The organism is Psychrobacter sp. NC44 (assembly GCF_904846655.1).
Classification (GTDB): domain Bacteria; phylum Pseudomonadota; class Gammaproteobacteria; order Pseudomonadales; family Moraxellaceae; genus Psychrobacter.
Map to the genome: position 1 here is coordinate 160,916 of NZ_CAJHBN010000002.1, position 20,729 is coordinate 181,644.

A 20,729-nucleotide genomic window follows, 5' to 3' on the forward strand; every position below is an offset into this window, starting at 1 on the left:
TTGGAGAGGCAGATGCGGTAGCAAGCCACATCTGCTTTCAAAAATATGAGATATTCAAGCAACAAAGATTTTAATCATCATATAAAGCGCCTAATAAAGCAAGGCTGGTTATTTAGAAAGAAACGAAAACACAATCAGATCGTTGCACCATGCGGACAGTCTGTTACTTTTTCTAAAACGCCGAGCGATCATAGAGCTCTTAAAAATTTTATCAACGATATTAGACATACAAAAGAAGGTTATGCACAATGAGAACTACAAGCATTAAGACAAGCCCTTATTTTTTCCCTGCTGAAGTAGTAAGAGCTATTGCTAGAGCAATTGATAGCAAGAATGATAGTGAATCGTTAGATAACAAATGTCATGATCTATATCTAAGTAAGAATGAGCTTGACCAGCTTATCAATATACATATACATAAAGTTATCGAACGAGTTGAGCTAAAAAAATCAGTTGAGAACGAGCTTAAAGCTTTAATTGCTCAGATGTTTGATGATTATCTAAAGATAGTAGCAACCTATAATCTATCAGAGCAGCATAGAGATGACATTGGACCTTGGATAATTGAAGCATTTTTTTGCCCTTATTTAATTAATATTGTCTCTTTTTTAGGAACAAGAACAAGACCTTTTGAAAAATCTGACTACATTGAGCTAATCAATGATAACTCTACAGGCTTGGAGCTTACTTTCAAAATTATTGAAAAACGTGTTAAAGGTTGGAATTCTTTTTATACCAGTTTATCTAAGGGCGATAAAGATAAGATTACGGCATGGCGTCGCGGTGATGATCTACCCAGTTATGGCAGTTTGCTAGCGATTCTCAATCCTAATCACCATGATATATCAAAGAATATTCTGGTTTTCTTAATAACGGCTCGTGCTATTGCGTACTTTAAAAAACACAATGATTTTGAATTATTGACCCAATATTTAAAACCGCCTACATCTTTTAAAGCTCTGATGGTTCAATTCGAGGACTTACTATTAGCACTACATGAAAGAGATATGCAATATGTAGCCACTCTATATCAGAATAAAGATGAGCAATTTCTTCATCGACCTTCTACTATTATTTTAGAGCTTCTGACTTATAGTCTAAGCAGTTTTTCGAAGGATGAAATAGAGAAAGCTAAAGAGTATTTTGTTAAGACATTTGAGCTTAGCCTTTATCGGTCAGGACACTTATGCGAGCAGATTATCGAAGTCGGTTTCGTGATTGCTAGCTGGCAAGAGAGACCTGATATGAACTTAATATCAAAGCTAAAAAGTGTCCAAAACCTATATGGCTACACTCTACCTACGATATTGACTGAGGATACCAAACGTAAGAAGGAAAACCTAGTTGAAGACTGGGAAATCAATATGTGGCGAAGCAATGCGCAAAGGGTGTTCAATAAATTTAAGGTTGAACTACCAGAAAAATATAAAGTGAGCTCAGCTGTTCTACCTATACATTTAAACGCAAAAGAACTAGCACTTGACCTTAAAAAACCTAATAAAAAAGTGAAAATAAATAACAATGCCAAGCTTCATAGGAATAAGGGTAAGAGCAAGCAAGTAACGACACAGCTTATTTGGAACACATTACGAAAGGAACTAGATGCTGTTAACCAACTCTTGCAAGCTGGTGCTGACATCAATATCCTCTCTGATAACAACGAATCAGCTTTATTAGTCGCTTTACAGCACATGAATTTAACTGAGATTCATGAACCAGACGATAGGTTTTATCAAGCGCTCAAAGATTTAGAATACGTACCGAAAACGATTAATGCAATGACCTCTAAAAAGCATCTTTTGCCATTATTAAGTGCAGTACAGACAGGGCGACTTGAGGTCGTTGAACATATTATAAACTTAGGGGCAGATGTCAATAAAAAAGGCGGTGGAAGCCATCTAGATGCCCTAACCACATGCCTATTTTTAATTGGAACGATCAAAAATTCGAAACAGTTAAACAACCGTTTTTCTATGATCGCTGAAGATCCAAAAACTGCAGTAAAGAGAATGAGTGATTTTGAGTTTTCTGCTTTTGTTAGAGAAACTCAAGGTAGCTTGGGTTTCAATAGACAACAAGTAACGAACCATCTTGCTAAAATTATGAAAAGTTCGGACGAAATGGCTATTCTCAAAGAGTTGTGTGCAGTTGTCGAGCAGCAAACACAGGCAGGTTATGAGTTAATTGACTTAGATGAGATGCGTAAAATAGCAAAGCTACTAATTGATAAAGGTACAAACCCTAGCTCTAAGTATAACTGGCATGACATCGATGGGTACACTCCATTCTTGTTAGCCTGTGAGCTTAATGAAGCTGAACTGGTCTCCCATATGTTGAATAACGCTACTGAAGACTCAAAAGATGAAATCATCAATATGGTATATAGAGATCGTAGAGATGGTCAAGCTGTGAGCTATGAGAAAATCTGTCAGCACTTTAAAACTGATGATGTAATGGATATTGTAGACAGGAGTTTAACTTTAGTGAGTAGTGATAAAGTAAATTAACTTCATTAGTGTAATCTTTTAATATAACCTGATAGCCATAGGAAGATATCCTTGCTTTCAGGTTATATTAGATCGAATATACGCATAGCAATCTATGGCATACATTCAATGTCCGTAGTATTCCCATCGTTGTATATTCTGAGCTTAGGCTCCATTACTTTGTCTCCATAATCGTAGGCTATAAACTCAGGTTGATGTCTATCTATAGCTTGACCAATATATACACAAGCAGCATTTGAGGCACAAACTAATAGATGTACTTTTTTGATACCATGCATTTGATTCAAGTTAGTAAAAATCTCCTTAAGTCTATTAGCTAGTTTCTCACCCTCAAGTGGATGCGCTATTGCGCCATTACCGTATCCGTAACTCTGAGGAGGATATATATTTATTACTGGAAGCTTGTCTTGGGCTTGCTGATTAAGATGGTCAATTGTTGAATCAATCATTTCAGCATCTGCAGTTAGTTTGACGCTAACAATAACCTCTGATTGCTCTGGGTCAATCTCTGGCTCATCAATAATAAACGCATCTTCCCTAGGATCTACTCCAGGCCACATCCAACTACTAGCATCTCTGTAACGCAGCATTGGCATTAATTTGGATTTATTACCAAACTTCGCGCCAAAACCTATTAAAGCAAAAGTTGGACCTAAAACGAATACTGCAGCACCAGACCCTTCAGTCCGATCATGAATTCTATTAACACATTTCTCGATATTCTTTGAAGCATTCTCTTCAAAACTATTATCAAGATCCATTGACTCACTTGCACCAGAGTTCACACTAATAATATGATCTGATGCTCTATGTTCAAATACACTTAGGGACTTTGATATTGCCACTGAATTAGGTTTTTCTACATGCTGACTGTTTACACCCCAAGGAATAAAGAAAATATCAACTGGCGTATAATTTAGAGCATCAAGTAACTTGTTGCACAAATAAACATGCTCTTCACGCATTTTAGTTAATAATGGCGCTGGATAATATGAGCTTGCAACCCTATCTACCAAGCGATGATGTACATCACATAACAATAAAACGTTACTGGGTTCATTAGACAATAGAGTTGATAGATATAGTGTTCCTCTTGGGCCTTTAGTAGAGGATGCAGTGATATGAGCTAAATAGCCGTAGTTACCTTCATAACCTGTCAGTTCGTCTACATCTAAACGTTGACCACATCCTCTGAACATACATCTACCATGGCTATCATCCATGACTTTACGTATTGTATTAACTGTAAAATCTTTACCTCTACCACCATCATTAGTTTTCAAAATTAGATCATTTACAAAATCTTTTAACGACTCATTCGTTACAGAATATGAGCTTTGAAGACAACCAGACCATAAAGACATAACTTCATTTTTCTGATTTATATTTTTATTTTCAAAAACTTCAACTTCAGAAAGTCTATAATCCACCGTTATTTCAAAATTTTTACTTAAGTATTGAATGAATAAGTGATTGTCATTATCTGTAAGAGAAAACGTAAAAACATCAAGTAGCTCACCATCATTGAACAGCAATGTCAGTAAGTTATGGAAGCTTGCGTCTGAAAGAAAGCCAACAGAATCCCATTGCAATCCTGTCTCTTTAAGATGATCAAGATATTGTTTGGCTGAGTCAAGATCAGTAAATATAGTCTTGTTTAGGGTTTGATCATGCGGGATCTGAGTTACTACAGATAGATTATTTGTAGTCATTATTTAATCGTCCAATTCAGTAGAAAAAGGTAAATAGCCTAAAAATATTTTAGAGTTTTGAGAGTATGCAATCCAAAAGCCAATATGACTAGTACCAACGATGACGTACAAAATACGTTCCGATAAATATTTAGAACTAGTGAATTGACTCGCTAAATCATTTAAGTCCGTACTAGATGGATTGGGTTTTGGCTCAGGGTGTGTATGCCATAAACCTAGCAGACCACCAAAACCTTTGGTATCTTTCCAATATTTTTTCAGAGCTTTATCGTGAGATTTGGAACGAAAGAAAGTGGTGCGAGTACGTCTATCTCTGAACATTGGCGTAGTTAAGTCGTCTACTACTATTGTATGACTGTCTGGATAATAGCTACCTAATAATATACCGCCAGCTTCCTTGGATTTGGCTTGTGACTGTCTAAAATCGAACCATGTGGATATGACAGACTCGGCTATTGCGCCATCGTATGCTTTATCATTTTCTTTTTCTTTCCATATAATGCGCTTATTTAGGTACTGCAACATGAGCAACCTGCCACTTTAATAGTATTTAAAGACTGTAAGTAGTAGCCACCATTTTGTAGAGCCAATGCGTGATGTTTGGTGGCCTTCAAGTTATAGTTGGTCGGTAACTTATTGGTAGCGCACCATGACTGTAATCCTACTTTATTCTCGATTACATATTCAGCCATTATTACTGCTGTTTTCATAGCATGAACTGAACCGTATGCAGTGAACGCTCCAGCACATCCAGTGATATTTCTTGATAAAACTATGCCTGAAGGATTACTAAACAAACTGGTATTTATATAATTTGAAGGATTGCCATCGTGATCATAGTAAAGACATTTTAAACAGCCATCCTCATTGCTTTTGAATCCTAGAATATGACCACCCAACCCGTAAGCCTCTAGCCAACCAGATATAACTTGGACATTCGCCTCGTAAGTATATAAGCGGCGGCACACCTCTAGTTCTGTGGGAGGGTGACCAGTAGCTAACACTATGGAATGAATTTCAGATAGCTGTTCATCATTCTGGCTATTAAGCCAGTTTAAGATATTAGTTTTGTAGACTACTACTTCTAATTCAGGTATGTTTTGTTGGAGACGATTTTTAAGGGCACTAACCTTTGACTGGTTGACATCTTGTATTCCAAGGTAATGCCGCATAATATTGTCGGTTTTCATATCATCATAATCAACCAGTATTAATTTATCGACATCTGACTCAGCCAGTATCTCTGCAACTCTTGACCCAACTGAACCGCATCCGGCTATCACAACAGTTTTCTTACTTGAAAATTGAGACTCCATGCCAGTACGATTAAGTAAATACTCGCGCCAACCGCGCTGCAAGGTTTGAATCTTAAAATTGCGATATTTATTCGAAGCCATATCCTGATAATAGGAGATGACCAAGTAAGTACGCATTTTAGGCGTAGGTATCTCTAAGAGAACGATTTTAAACTTACTTTTCTTATTTAAGCTGTCTAACTGTTGGGTACTGAAGTTTAAGGTTTGTTGTTCCCACCAGTGTTCATCAAAGGATGTGAAAAGATTAGGAATAACAAAATTCTCGATACGAGACAGGATTATTTTAGTTACTTTTATAGCAGTGTAAGGGTTGGAGCTAGGTGGATGTTGACTAGCTCCGTCAACTAAGTATTTGATATGATGACACTGAGGTGTATTACGTTGTTTCGTAAGATTAATACACCATGCATATAAGCTGTCAGACTGATTTGGATTATGCGTCGCAATAACAATAGGGTCATCCGATACGACTGTTTGATTGTAACCATCGATCTCTTCGTATAAAGCCTTTCTGTTTCCAGCACTGTAAGATTCAAGGGCATTCGTCAGAATGCTTATAGCCGTATCTACAGCATATTTGAAGAGGCCAAATAAGTCAGCGCTATCAAACATCTCACCTTGATGATCTGTGACACATATCAAGCCGTTATTACCCACATGATCTAACGCTGGCAAGTTGCACTGAGCAACTGACACTGTAGGCAATGATAGCCAACGCTTTTGATCAATATATTTGACTGATAAAGGTACTGTCTGACCATGAATATTTAAATCAAAGCCGATGGCTATAAAACCATCCTTTTTATCATAGCTCTCAATGCTTTTACCACCAAGAGATTGAATATAATTTTTGAAGCTTTGCTGTATGCCATCGCTGATTTTCATAACATTACCTATGCTGATGAGCCAGTACTGACATATGGCGCTTCATTACTCTTTTTAGCTTTATCGATTTTGTCCACTACTGGAAAGTCATCACCAAAAATTTTTCTTAATGTCTTACTGGCTTCATGCGCGTCTGGCTCATTGACGGCTGATTGTAAATTATCTCTTAGTGTCTCAAAACGCTCCTTAGTAATAGCCATATCCTCATCGTTGACAGATTTTAGCAAGTCACCACCTGGTGTTATAGGCAGATTAATGCTGAGACGACCAAAGTAATCAAAATTACTAAGGATAGTTTTAATTAAATCCAGTAGAACCTCTCCATCATTCTGGGTATCTACATCTGGTTCTAACCAATGATACGCTGCCATAGTCAGTCCAATGCTATGGATACCAACATATTTATGGTTGCGCCACCTTTTTAAGTAGCGTACACATCTACGAAACTGTCTACGTTGATCAGAACCGTTATCCTCATAGGTATCATTACCTTTATATAAGCCATTGATTATTGAGTTGATACCTTCAGGATCCGCTGCCTGCCAAATTCGCTTATCTTCAGTTAACCCTTTTCTACCTTTAGCTAGATAGTATGTATCATCGTATTCGTTGTTAGATTTGGCATATATTGGTAAATCAACATGATAATCAGCTATCCCATTTTTTTTATATGTTACTGTAATACAAGATCGACTTACCACTACATCACGATTTGTATGTTGGATACATTCTGCTATTAACTCTTTTAGATCTACAGTATCTTCATAATCTTCAATATAACAGTCAAGAAGTACACCAACATCGATATCATAATCACCAGCTCTGACAGGTTTAATACCCGTATTTAAAGCGTAGCTTCCTTGGTTGAAGCTTCTTTCATACTGAGGATAACCATCGTCTTTTCTTTCTGCCAATTTACTCTTAAGCTTATCGATGATTAGGTCGCGTTTTTTACGTAAAAAGTCGTTCTCTTCGTAAGTGCCTAATTTAATAGCATTATGAAATTCTAAGAACTGTTTTTGTAAATCTGCCATATACGTTACCTCTCAATAATTGTTAAGTTTTAATAGTTATAGAATATATCAAGTCTCTACCAACATTGATAGGTACAGAACATTTGCATACGACAAGTAATGTCGCATCCATCCAAGTCAACGCTGAAAAATATCCAACAATAGCTTAAAGTAGCTCTACCAAAGCAAAAGCTTAAGATATCGTATTACAGGTCGATATCTGGTGAGAGCAAGCGGGTTATATGATAAATTACCACTCAGAATATTAAGCACTAAACATGCCAGCCATTTATGGCTGAAAATAAAGAAGGAAGTGAGGCGATATGCCTATATTGAACTGGTTGAATAAAGAGCAAGCGTTGACCACAGCGCGTGACTGTCCGTATCGTCTATTAGAGTTGGTACCGGAATTATCGTATGGCGAGTCAGATACTGACAATATGCTTATTCAAGGCGATAACCTCGATGCATTGAAGGCGCTCATTCCTACGCATTCAGGGAAGGTAAAGTGCATCTTTATTGACCCGCCTTATAACACCAAAAGTGCTTTTGAACACTATGATGATAATCTAGAGCACAGCAAATGGCTGTCGATGATGTATCCACGCTTGGAGCTTTTGCAGCAACTATTATCTGAAGATGGTTCAATCTGGATTACGCTTGATGATAACGAAGCCCATTATTTCAAAGTTATTTGTGACGAGATTTTTGGAAGAGCAAACTTTATAGGAAATATAATATGGCAAAAAAGAACCTCGCCAGCTAATGACGCTATATATTTCAGTAAAGATCATGACAATATTATTGTATATGCAAAAAACAAAACTATATGGCGCCCTTATAGGTTGCCATTGAATGAAGCTCAAGCTAAAAATTATAAAAATCCAGATAATGATGAGCGTGGATTATGGAATTCAGCAGCTTACACTTGTGCGAAGAGTTCAACAGAGCGACCTAATCTTTACTATCCTATTATCCAGCCGAATACAGGCGAGGAGATTTGGCCAAAAAAAACTCGAGTTTGGGCTTATGGACAAGAAACTCACGAAAAACATTGCGAAAATAATATGATTTACTGGGGTAAAGACGGACTATCAAAGTCACCTCGAATTAAAAAGTTTATTGAAGACGCAAAACCAGTTGTACCTAGATCTATCTGGATGAATTCAGAGGTAGGTCATAATCAAGAAGCCAGAAAAGAAGCGCTTAATTTATTTTCAGATACACCATTTTCCACACCTAAACCTGAAAGTTTGATGCAGCGTATCCTTCAAGTAGCTACACAGCCAAAAGACCTTATCCTAGACTCGTTTCTTGGTTCTGGTACTACAGTTGCAGTAGCTCATAAAATGAACCGCCGTTATATCGGTATTGAACTTGATGAAAATGCAGTCACTCATTGCCAGCCAAGGCTAAAAAAAGTAGTCGATGGTGAGCAAGGTGGTATTTCAGAAGACGTCAACTGGACAGGAGGTAGTGGCTTCAAATTCTATCGCTTAGGTGAAGTCATTTTTAGCGAAAATGGCTCTTTAAGAGAAGGTATCAGCTTTGATTCGCTTGCTTCGCATATTTGGTATGGCGATACCCGACAAGCACTACAACAGTCAGCTAAATCACCACTACTTGGCGTGCACAATGGCGTCGCTTACTACCTACTTTATAACGGTATTTTAGGTGATAAACGTCCTAACGGTGGCAACGTACTCACATCAAAAGTGCTAACAATACTGCCACCTCATCCTGAAGACCCAAAGAATGGTAAAAAAGTCATCTATGGTGAGACGAGCCGAATGGGAGACGCCCGTCTCAAAAGTGAAAATATTATATTTAAGCAAATACCATACGATGTGAAAGGAAGATAAGCGATGTTTGAACTAAAGAGCTATCAGCAAGGCGCACTTGACACACTTACGAGTTTTTTTCAGCGTTGCCGTATGGATGGCGATATTGACACAGCATTTCAGCAGACACTACAGGATAATAATTTTGTAGAAACCCCTTACCGTGCTTACTCTTTTGATGATACACCTTATGTCTGTATTCGTATTCCGACAGGAGGCGGCAAGACTGTGCTGGGCGCTTATGCGGTATCTACAGCTGCGACTCATTATCTATCGCAAGATTTCCCGATTGTATTATGGCTAGTACCTACTACTACCATTCAGCAGCAAACCGTCTCGGCTCTCAAGAGCAATCCAGACTATACTGATCATTTAAACCGCGCTTTTGCCAATCAAGTCAGTGTTTACGATATCGCTGATGTCAATCAAATCCGTGCCCAGGATATTGGCAATAAAACAATTATAGTAGTCTCTACTATTGCTAATTTACGAGTAGCTAAGACGTCTGATCGTAAGGTATATCAGTATCATGAAGACTTTGAACCGCATTTCGCCAAACTGAGTCGTCAGCATCCTTTTTATGACAAGCTTGAGACCGTCAGTGAAGATGATGTTTCTGAAAACGGTTTGACCGTCAATGATATAGGTAAGATAAAGTACTCTTTTGCCAACCTATTAGCACTTTATAACCCTCTAGTTATTGTCGATGAAGCCCACAACGCTAGGACGTCATTGACCTTTGATACCCTAAAACGTGTGCATCCTGCGGCTATTATTGAGTTTACTGCAACCCCTAACACCTCAACGACCAATGGTAGTAATATCTTATATCATGTCTCAGCGGCACAACTGAAAGCTGAAGAAATGATCAAACTACCTATCATTTTGACCGAGCATATTAATGGCTGGGAAGAAGCGGTACGTGATGCGGTATTAACCCGCGATAGATTAGCGCTTAAAGCACAACAAGATATCGACTATATACGTCCTATCGTCCTACTACAGGCAGAGAACAAGAACGGCAAGGTAACGGTTGAAGTACTCAAAAAGTGTCTAATTGAAGACCATGGCATTACTGAGGATAAAATTGCGGTAGCCACAGGGACACAGCGAGAGCTAGATGGCATTGATCTTTTTGACCCTAACTGTTCTATCGAGTACATCATTACTATAGAAGCTCTGAAAGAAGGCTGGGATTGCTCATTTGCCTACGTATTCTGTTCAGTCAAACAGGTTTCTTCTAGTAAAGATGCTGAGCAGCTATTAGGACGTGTATTGCGCATGCCTTATGCAAAACGTCGCATGATAGAAGATCTAAATAGAGCTTATGCCCATTTGGCCACCACAAGTTTGGCACAGGCAGCAAAGGAGCTGACAGATAAACTCATCTCAATGGGTTTTGAAGAGATGGAGGTAGCTACGTTCCTTCGACAGCAAGATGCCAATCAAGGCGATTTATTTGGTCAAGTAGATAAAGATGACGCTGTAAACTCGAAACCTAAGTTGACACCACCTTCTCTAATGGTTGAGGTGCAGGATACGATAGATACTACCGAGTTATCAGAAGAAGAACGCAGTAGCATTAAAATATCTGAGGTAGATGGTCGCCAAGTGGTTACGGTTACGGGTAAAGTTTCAGAGCCGTTGAAAAAAGCCATTACCAAAGTGGCCGTTGAAGATAAAAAAGAGATTGAGACTTCAGTTGATAGGCATAACTTCAGTGTACATGCCGCTTTGTCACCAGCAGAGAACGGAGTGAAATTTGCTCCGCTACCAAGATTGTGTGTCATGGTTCAGGGTGAGCTTGAACTGGTTGAGAAAGAAGTATTCTTGGATGTATCAGGTTGGAATCTATTAGATTATCCAGCTAAGCTCGACTATCAGCCCACTGAAGAGACGACAAGCTTCCTAGTCGATGTAGAAGGCAAAAAAGTTAAATACAATCTTGCTCATGAGTCACAAACTTTAAATCTAAACCTGGCTAATACCGAAGTGACCCAAGATGAACTTATAGGCTGGCTAGACAATGAATGCCGTCAAAGTGATGTCACTCAGCGTGAAATGACGAGTTTTTTAACTAAGGTAATCAACCAATTATTGCAAATACCCGCGCTGACACTCACTACTCTCATACGTAATAAGTATCCACTTGCTCGTTCTATACAGGAGCTGGTATCTGCATATAGACAGCAAGCAATGACTAAAGGATATCAGCAAACCTTATTCGCAAATGATGCTGACGTGCTTACGACTTATGATTTTAGTTACGAATTCAAAGCAGATAATTATCCAACACGACCACCTTACTATTCAGGTAGTTATGCATTTGACAAACATTATTATCCGCAAATCGAAGACATGAAATCTTCAGGTGAAGAGTTTGATTGTGCTCAGACTATTGATCTACTACCTCAAGTGAAGCATTGGGTGAGAAATCTAGTTAGACGAGGAGAAGCATCGTTTAGCTTGCCACTGGCGCATACCAACTTTTATCCTGATTTTATCGTTGAATTGCAGGACGGTCGTATCTTGGTGGTGGAATATAAAGGTAAGCCTTACGAAACCAATGATGATTCAGCAGAGAAACGTATGGTAGGCGAACTTTGGGCAAGTCATAGCCAGGGTCAATGCTTATTCTTAATGGCGGTGAAAAAAGATGATAAAGGTCAAGACGTGCGGCAGCAGATACTTAACGTTATTGGGCAAAGTAGCTAACCTATGTATAGTTTGCTAACGTACCTAGATAACATACCTGATCCTGAAGATCTGGCTAGTGATATTATCGATAATATTGAGGCGGGGCTGGCAAGCTTTAGGGCTGTTCTGGATGAGCTTTAGGGTTAAGTTGTTAATATATATACCGATTTAAATTATATCTTTAAAAGTTAACTCTATTATTTTATACAAATTACGAAATTATATTTAAACGAGATAATTTGATGCATGAATATTCACACGAAGAACTACAAAATGATTCTGATGAAGAGCTCTTTATTAAGCTTAAAGAGGCTTGGAATTACGACGCCAATGAACCTTTAGAGGTATACGGTACACTTAAAGAGATCACTCCATCAGGCGGACGTTCTTTCTATGTTTTAGAAGACATTAAACATATCCATAGAAATGAAAAACTAAGATTTCCTTTAAATTATGACCCGCCTGTGCAAGGTGTATTTATTGGAAGACTTTCAAGATTTAATATTGAGCACGTCACAACAGGGAATAAAGCTAAAGCTAGAGTTACCTTGTCACCCAAAGATGAGCGCGATAAGCATAACAATCCTTTTGATTTGATGGCTTTAGCGCTAGATCTCTTAGTTGCTGTTGAGAGCGTTGATGAAGAGTTTGACTTTACAAAATCCACTTTAAATTTTCTTCAGATTGAAGAAGATCAGTATCTAGAAAGCTATTTATACAAATTGCATTTTGATAAAGCTGTAGAAAAAATTGATCAAGAATTAATAGCAAAAAAAAATGAATTAGAGAGTCAGCTACAGTTAAAAAAACAAGAAGTTGAAAAAATAACTGAAGATTTAGATGTAGAGAAAGAATCCCTCAAAGGTTCAAACGACCATCTAAACATCAAACTAACCGAACTTGAGAGTCAAAAAACAGCTTTATTACAAGTTTTAGGTCAAGTTGAAGAAAATGTATTAATTTCTCAAAAGGCTTTAAATGAAGCTGAAACTGAATATGAAGATTTTATAAAACACTTGGATAGCAACATGGCAAAGCTCAATGATATTCTCAAAACAAAAGCAGAAATGCTGAAAAAAATCGACTTGTTAGAAGAAGAAGATTTAGACAAGTTCCTACTTAAATTAGAAGAACGAGATAAGAGAGAAGGTCATAAGTTCTCTGAAGTTTTTGATTCTAATTACACGCAAGCAGTAGCTTACATACAAGCTTACTTATGGCAACGTAAGATTGTCTATAAACGTAGCGTTTTAGAAGACTTTCTAGCATTAATCTCAACAAATGATCTTATTATACTTGCTGGTGACTCAGGTTCTGGTAAAACAAACTTGGTTAAATCATTCGCTAAAGCCATTGGTGGTAAATCTATTATTGTACCTGTTAAGCCCAACTGGACAAGTGCAGAAGATTTATTAGGATATTACAACCCTTTAGAGAATAAATATCTGTCTACTAAGTTTTTGGATGCGCTGTTAGAAGCCCAGCAGAATCCACATGTTCCCTATTTAATATGCTTAGATGAAATGAATTTAGCACGCGTAGAGTACTATTTTGCTGATTTTTTAAGTTTATTGGAGGAACGCGATGAACAACCTGAAATCCAGCTTTTTTCATCTTCTGAAGGTGAGGTGTTAGCTAGTGAGTTAAAAAACTTTATTTCGCTTATTAATGACACTGCAGTAAAACTAGATAATCGTGATATTAATGGCTTTATAGATATTATGAAAGATGAAGAATTCAATGCCAAGCTTCATGAAGTGTGTGGGTTCAAAGAAGGCGATTCTCTCTTGAAGTATCATAGCTATCTTAAAAGAATGTTAAAGAGTTTCTTAAATACGCCGTCCTCTATAAAGTTGCCTCAAAATGTACGTATTATTGGAGCGATAAACGTAGATGAAACTACCCATTATTTATCACCTAAGATCTTAGATCGTGCACATATTATGAAGTTCGGTAGTCCTCTTCTGGCAGACTGGAGCTTAATCGAAGATGAGGTTGAGGATTTTGATTTGGATATGAGTTTACCAATTAATTTTACTTCGTCTGAGCTTGGTGAGCGATTACCGTATCCTGAATTTGATAGAGAGTCAGAGTTAACACAAGATTTAATCACGTTGGTTAAAGATTACCTTGATCCACTAGGCATTGAATTCGGCTTACGTACGATACGCCAAGCCTTGGGATATTCTGAAGCACTAGGTAAATTTGAGACAAAATACAAGATAATTCTTAATAATATTATTCTACACAAGGTTTTACCTAAGTTGTTATTTGACGGAAGAAAGATTGATAACCAAGGTAGACTTCGCGAAGATATCTTAAGAGCAATGAGTATGCATCTACAAAACGAGCTTAATGGCTTGAGTTTTTATGATGATGCCGATAGCAGTATAGCTGAGTTGTTGAAGGTTATTGGTAATGCTGAAGCAAATGATTGGGTTGTCAACTACTGGTCAAGATAATGTTTAAATTCCTCGAAATTAAATACCTAGCGATACAATGGACTGATAAAGAAACGGTCTTCAAGCTAGAAGAAAGTAACGACACGCTTACTATAGAACAAACTGATAATGGTACTTACGGAGACGGAACTGTTCAAACAGTAACCTATCCAAAAGTGCATCATTACCTTGGTTTTAGTTTTGAAGGTGAGGTTTCACATACCCCATATTTTGAACTATCAAATGGAAAGCGTGAATATTTAGTTTGCTTGAAGTCACCTAAAAATAATAAGACTTGGTGGATTCAAAATAGTGGCTGGGACAAGAAGAATAAACGTTATTACAGTGAGCTATACCGCACAGTAGGTAAACTATCTTTAGTAGTTCAAAACAGATCGTTAGAGATAGAAAATAACGACCTAGAATTCACAGTTAAAGAGCTTGAACACTATCTAAGCGATTTCAAAAACGATTTGTGGCTACTGATTTTAGATACTAATAATCCCGCTAAAGCAAAAATAAGCAAGGAAGTGCCAAATATATTTCAAGAGGATGTATTAGAAATATTCAAAAATTTTGTTGATGTATCAATAAATCTGATCAAAAACCCCAATATGTTTCTATCTGAGCGACAAAACTTATTACCAATTAAGAAAGTTAAGCCTATACCCCGAACTTTTAGAGAGTTAATACAAAAACCTAATCGAAAATACGCTACTGGCAGAGATTTTTACGAAAGCTATGACACTTCAGAAAACAGATACATCCACTATTGTGTATCTAAGACACTTTATTTATTACAAAATCTTGATCGCTTAGCAAAGAATCAAGTTAGTAGCTATCAACAGAAAATTGATGATACAAATGAATGGAAAGATGAGTTATTAAATCAGGAAGTTAACGTTATTGATAAGGATGTATATCAAAATGAAATTGACACTATTAAGTCTCAGATACTAAGTATAGTTACTGAGTTTGGAAAACTAAAAATCAATATTGAGCCAAAAGAGTGTCATGAATTTCATCGCTTAACTTATCATAACTTCAGTATTCGCCTCAGTTATAAACTCAAGGAAGAAAATGGGTATTTCATTAATGAACTGGATGGAATCAGTAGAGATGATTTTAAGAAGCGCTACGGAGCTGATACTATAGTATTTAAAATTAATGATCCTGATTATGCCAATGAAGATTTTAGCAGAATAACTAGTCTAAACTTTGCCGGTTTTTGTACATATAATAGATATATTAAGGAATCCAATAACAGTACTGGAAATCAATCAGATGTAATAGTCACTGATATATTCAAGTTTAATAAAATTACTTGGATAGATTTCGATATAAATAATATTTATGAATATACAAAATTAGCGAATAAACTTAAAGAAATGGAGACTCGCAAAGTTCAGCTTGAGGAAAAAAATTGGACAGAACCGCTTAATTATAAAGAGAAGCAAGAGTTTAACAAAGAAGCTTCAATATTAGAGCGCAGAACTGAAATCTATAAACAAGCTAAAAAGCAAATTAGTACAGTGTCGACACAACTTCCTACACAAATCTCAATTTTGAAGCAAGTTTTAAATTTCTTTACGACAAACAACGTCAAAAAGCAAGCAAACAGCCCAAATAGTATGGTGTTCATTCAAAATCCATTGTATGCAGGCTGTAAAAAGTTTTTTAAACAAATTATGGACGTGAACGGTTTGGACCAAAGTCTATTTGATGCGATGTTAGAAATAGATGAGATAGGTTTGGTTAATATATCTAATCTATACGAGAAATGGTGTTTAATTAAAACTATTCAAATACTCAAGAATATTTATGGTTTTGTTTTACAAGAGGACTGGCAAAGCAAACTAATTCAATCAGTACAAAGCGAGCAGTACAACATAAGTTTGATGATGAAATGTGAAAACACATCTCAGTCAATTAAAACAACCTATGAAAAAGTACTCACTAGCGGCAGACGTCCAGATATTGTAATCGATTTAACTTATGATATTTACAGTGTTTCATATGACTCAAATTCTAAAAATTATATTATAAACGTCATTAAGACTGTTACCAAACGTCTAGTTTTAGATGCTAAATTTCAAAACCTCAATCAGAATTCACATGATAGTTTAATAAATCAGCTATATTTTCCAGAAGATGAAAGCGATCGATATAAACCTAATCACTTAAAACATAAAAATTATTCTGAAGATGGTCATAATCAAGTATTTATTATTCATCCAAAACCTAAAGTTATCGAAAAACCTACTAGTCCATTAAAGTGGGGAAGGTTTTGTGACTATGGTCAGAGTAATGAAGCTAGACATAAATACGGAGGCGTCTTTCTTAGTCCTAGTCTTAATCATCCACAATCAATCGATAACTTACAAAGATTGATTGGAATGTTTTTACAGCAGAACGACCAGAAAGATTATGTTGAAGGTCGAATATTTCATAATATGAGTTGTATAGCATGTGGTAACTCAGAAAATAATAGCTTGGATTTAAGTTACTCACAAACTCAAGGTAAGAATGATATTTGGACATTGAAATGTTATAAATGTTCTCAACTAACCATTCAAAGTGTTTGTTTTAACTGTAAAAACATCATTTTTAAAAATGGTTTGAAATGGGCTTATCATAGAACTCGAGCTGAACAAGTCTCGAATGTAGTTTGTCCAGATTGTGAAAGTTTTTTATAGTATAACTTTGAGGGATGTAGTTTTATGAATGGTCATTTTACTTTGTACATTGATGAATCGGGTGATTTTGAAAGTCCTAATCAATCTTGGCTGATTGGTGGACTAATCATTGCTGATTCATTCAAGAGTTCAGAAGATAAGTTACGTGCTGCGATACACCCTCTTATCGAAAAATATGAGCTAAACGGTCAAGATGACTTTCATCTAACTGAAATACGTAGAAACTCAGGTAATGATAAAGCTTTACATATTGCCACAGATTTATTTAAAACTTTAAATTCTGCTAATACGTCGTCTTGCTTCGTTACTACTATTAATAAAGCTAAAGTCAGCGCCCATAACCTTGAGCGTACCTACCGCTTGATGCTTTTAGATTTGATTATTCAAGCTGAAACTGCCGTTCACGAATTTTTCAATTCTGAAATAACTCATTTAGACTTAGTTATAGCGACAAGAACGATTAATACAGTCCGCCAAACTACTGAATTTAATATTGATCAGGAAATATTGCAGGCACTGCCTAAAGCAGTAGAGTCAGACTTAGTAGCTTCGGGACAAATTGCCCTATTGAACAATATAGAAGTACATATGAGAGATGCCAAATATCAATGGGGACTAATTTGTGCGGACTTCATATGCAATATAACTTACAACCAAAGATTTTCAGAAAACTATAAGATTTTGAACGACTTAAAAGATAATCGGCAATTATTTTCTTTTGAAACTTTTGCTTCACCTGAACTAAGAAGGATCTTGAATCATGAGCGTAATCAAAATTATATTAATGCATTGTTCGATAGCCTAAAATTAGTAGATAAACATCCTAAAAATAAAGATTATGAATCTACTTTGTACCGACTCATCAAGACGGTATTTACACGGACAGGCTCTTCTGGAGCAAAAATATACTTCGAAGGACTATTAGAAAGGATATGGCGTGATAAGACAGTCTATAAAAGTTATTTTCAAAAATTAAATATTTTAATAAAGCTACTACGTATACTTGAAGATGCTAATACAGAACTAAGTATTCGCAATTTTAATTCTTTTCAATTTAAATTAAATAATTTAACTTTACTGTGCTTGAACCATATCGGTGACGTTGATAAGGCTAAAGAAGTAGTACAGAAACAAAAATCTATAATTAACGGAATTATATCAGACCCAAGCAATTTTCCAATAATATTAGATTTTCACTCTAGAGAAATAGAGATATACGTTAACTCTTTAGATTTTGAAAAGTCTGAAGTTTTAGCTCGTGCTCATTGGGATATGATAGATGAGTATCGCAATATCTGGGAGTTAATTTCACCTGATATGGAGAAGTCAGACTTCTTACGTTCTAGTATGGCAATTCGTGCTAAAAGCACCCTAGTACGCTGCATGACACTAAATTATAGCTCTGATAAAACAGAAGTAATCCAAAGCTATATTGAAGATATATTACCCTATCTAAGCCATAAATCTGATAAGAGCCGTATTTTCTGCCTGAGACTACTAATACTAAGTAAAGAGCATCGACTAGATGAGGCTATCAATGTAGCTATTGACTATATAAGTGGAAATGAAGATGTTCAAGAGTTTGACTACTTCTTCTTTCTATTTATACTAAATCAAAAACTGCTTATCTCTGAAAAGTCAGATATTAAGGAATTGATAACGAGAGTTAACGATATAGTGAACGGTATTTCATTAAATAGTTTCTCCATGCAATATATAGATATGTTGAGATGTCGAGAGCTAAGCTTGTTTTATCATTTTAAAGGTTTGAAAAGAGAGTCCCATGATTACCTCAAGAGCGCACAAAGCCTTGAACTAGTGGAATTAAGTCCTATTGCAAAGTATTTGTCTGCAATGAACCAAGTTCAGTTAGACTTCATTAATAATAATTTAAAAAACCTTAATCATTATGATTCTAACCACCCTAAGTTAAATATAAATAGTATCGAAGCATCAATAGATAGCGATTCACCTAATCTACTATTTAACTTGCGATATTATTTAGCTAGCTAAGCTAGCTAAGCTTGGTAAGAAACATAATCGAAATACTAATTTGGCTCAATTGCCATAGTGAAATTCCCTTCTTTAATATTTCTTTAGTAAAAAAAGTAGAATGAAAGAATATTTGCAGAAGAGAAGAAGCTTAAATCAAAAAAGCCAGATAGTTCAACTATCTGGCTTTTGAGTATAATTAAATTATTACCTACCAACTGTAAGCTGCCCGCCAGAAAAGCTAATACATGGTTCGCAAAACCAAGATGACTGTTTTCTGATATAAGGTATATCCGCTGGCACATCAAGTTGATACGGTCGTCCACAGTACTCACAATGCACATCATCTAAATAAGCTTGGCACTCCGCTAATATGCCAAACAAAATATGATAATCGATATGGTATTGTCTGCAGAGTATTTCTATATACTCTACATACCGCCCATCATGCTCGTATGCCCAATAGTCTTCACATAGTTGTATGTCGGACTGATCTGCATTAGCGCTAAAAATAAGTTTTAAGCTCATGGTTATCTCCAAACCAAATAATTAAGGTTAATCACAACGAATAAGGAATCTCGTAATGATTCATAATGGCCAAAAATTTGGTCTCAAGATTCGTTAAGGTATAACGATTCAGCGCTAATCCTTCATTTAACTCTCGTTGCACCCATATCCTGACTGCCTCATCATTATAAAATATCGGATTGACGCCTAGCATCTTTGCTAACTGTGAACCCTGTTGTATTTGCAGGTTTGCCATAAGCTTGGTAGATAGCGATATCGCTACAGCACTTAGCCAAATTGAACCATGCGGCGGTTTAATAAATGTGTTCATGTATAATCTCCTGTAGATTAATATTTCTTTCTGTTAGTCGTAATGACTTTCTACAGATTAAATTATACATACATTTTGAGCCATTGCAACTTAAAATAACCTTCTATAGAGCTTTTTATTACTTAATAGAACATTTAACCTATTTGAGAAACTATAGTTTGCTGGATATTATTTGGTGTAATAACTGATAAGCGCAGCGTTATCTTGGGTTCTAAAAGAAGAGAGGTTTATTCTTCTTCCTTAACTATCTCATAAAGGTCGCCCACTTCAATATCCAAATATAAACATAGCTTCTCTACAACCTCTAGATCCACTCTTGTCGCTTCTTCGTTATACATACGTGTGATTGTGCCTCTATTTACATCCGTGTCTCTAGACACATCAGCAATCTTTAACCTTTTTTCACCCATAATTCTAGATAAATTACACTTCACCATAACCTCCTCCATAATAAAATAACCTACTGTGGATAAAAATGTCTTGCAAAAGATTATTTTTAGTGTAAATTATGTTCTATAGCAGGTCATAAAGCTATCAGATAATAACACTTTAATCTTTAGTAAGGATTTTACTATGAGTTATACCTATTTAACAACCGAAGAGCTGTCACAACGTATTAAATATGACAGCAAGACCATACGCAACCAGCTTAAAGATGCTGTGTTTATTGAGGGCGTTCATTACATCAAACCATTTGGAGGTAGAAAAATCCTTTTTATATGGCAAAAGATTGAAGAGCTGATGCTGACAGGCTACGACGATACTATTCCATTTGCAGCGGGAGCGTAATC

The 20,729-nt window shown here is 36.2% G+C and carries 13 protein-coding genes; 7 read left to right on the forward strand and 6 right to left on the reverse strand.

The window, feature by feature from the left end:
• The first annotated feature begins 248 nt into the window (after positions 1-248).
• On the forward strand, positions 249-2,507 hold the full coding sequence (locus JMX95_RS01980) for an ankyrin repeat domain-containing protein (RefSeq protein WP_201559897.1): 2,259 nt from the start codon (positions 249-251) through the stop codon (positions 2,505-2,507).
• Between the two features lie 92 nt (positions 2,508-2,599).
• On the opposite strand, the gene JMX95_RS01985 is transcribed toward JMX95_RS01980, so the two are convergent.
• The 4 genes from JMX95_RS01985 to JMX95_RS02000 are packed head-to-tail and all read right to left on the reverse strand — an operon-like array spanning position 2,600 to position 7,454.
• Positions 2,600-4,219: an SAVED domain-containing protein gene (locus JMX95_RS01985; RefSeq protein WP_201559898.1), complete on the reverse strand. Its 1,620-nt coding sequence runs from the start codon at positions 4,217-4,219 to the stop codon at positions 2,600-2,602.
• 3 nt (positions 4,220-4,222) lie between these two features.
• Positions 4,223-4,744 carry a Mov34/MPN/PAD-1 family protein gene (locus tag JMX95_RS01990; protein ID WP_201559899.1) on the reverse strand — a complete coding sequence of 174 codons (522 nt, stop codon included), beginning with the start codon at positions 4,742-4,744 and terminating at the stop codon, positions 4,223-4,225.
• Positions 4,729-6,420 carry a ThiF family adenylyltransferase gene (locus JMX95_RS01995; protein WP_201559900.1) on the reverse strand — a complete coding sequence of 564 codons (1,692 nt, stop codon included), beginning with the start codon at positions 6,418-6,420 and terminating at the stop codon, positions 4,729-4,731. Before JMX95_RS01995 ends, JMX95_RS01990 begins: the two co-directional genes overlap by 16 nt.
• Positions 6,421-6,428: 8 nt before the next feature.
• Positions 6,429-7,454 (reverse strand): nucleotidyltransferase, encoded by a 1,026-nt coding sequence (locus JMX95_RS02000; RefSeq protein WP_201559901.1) that lies wholly within the window; start codon positions 7,452-7,454, stop codon positions 6,429-6,431.
• 302 nt (positions 7,455-7,756) lie between these two features.
• Between JMX95_RS02000 and JMX95_RS02005 the strand changes: the two genes are divergently transcribed.
• The 5 genes from JMX95_RS02005 (at position 7,757) to JMX95_RS02025 (ending at position 19,121) form a co-directional block, all read left to right on the forward strand.
• Positions 7,757-9,295, forward strand: coding sequence for a site-specific DNA-methyltransferase (locus JMX95_RS02005; RefSeq protein WP_201559902.1), 1,539 nt, complete (start codon positions 7,757-7,759; stop codon positions 9,293-9,295).
• Between the two features lie 3 nt (positions 9,296-9,298).
• Entirely contained in the window at positions 9,299-11,989 is a 2,691-nt protein-coding gene (locus JMX95_RS02010; protein WP_201559903.1) for a DEAD/DEAH box helicase, read from the forward strand.
• Positions 11,990-12,213: 224 nt separating this feature from the next.
• A complete protein-coding gene (locus tag JMX95_RS02015) occupies positions 12,214-14,433 on the forward strand; it encodes an McrB family protein (RefSeq protein WP_201559904.1) in 2,220 nt (739 codons plus the stop codon).
• Positions 14,433-17,108 carry a DUF2357 domain-containing protein gene (locus JMX95_RS02020; RefSeq protein WP_201559905.1) on the forward strand — a complete coding sequence of 892 codons (2,676 nt, stop codon included), beginning with the start codon at positions 14,433-14,435 and terminating at the stop codon, positions 17,106-17,108. The genes JMX95_RS02015 and JMX95_RS02020 overlap by 1 nt, the downstream gene beginning before the upstream one ends.
• A gap of 24 nt (positions 17,109-17,132) precedes the next feature.
• Complete coding sequence (locus tag JMX95_RS02025; RefSeq protein WP_201559906.1) at positions 17,133-19,121, forward strand: DUF3800 domain-containing protein; 1,989 nt, start codon at positions 17,133-17,135, stop codon at positions 19,119-19,121.
• 538 nt (positions 19,122-19,659) lie between these two features.
• Here the strand turns inward: JMX95_RS02025 and JMX95_RS02030 are convergent.
• Positions 19,660-19,938, reverse strand: coding sequence for a hypothetical protein (locus tag JMX95_RS02030; protein ID WP_201559907.1), 279 nt, complete (start codon positions 19,936-19,938; stop codon positions 19,660-19,662).
• Positions 19,939-20,165: 227 nt separating this feature from the next.
• Positions 20,166-20,387, reverse strand: a complete 222-nt coding sequence (locus tag JMX95_RS02035) for a helix-turn-helix domain-containing protein (RefSeq protein WP_265089045.1) — start codon at positions 20,385-20,387, stop codon at positions 20,166-20,168.
• A 124-nt stretch (positions 20,388-20,511) separates the two neighbouring features.
• On the opposite strand from JMX95_RS02035, the gene JMX95_RS02040 reads away from it, so the two are divergent.
• The gene (locus JMX95_RS02040) at positions 20,512-20,727 is read left to right on the forward strand and encodes a hypothetical protein (RefSeq protein WP_020442991.1); all 216 of its coding nucleotides are present in this window, start codon (positions 20,512-20,514) and stop codon (positions 20,725-20,727) included.
• Positions 20,728-20,729 lie beyond the last annotated feature (2 nt).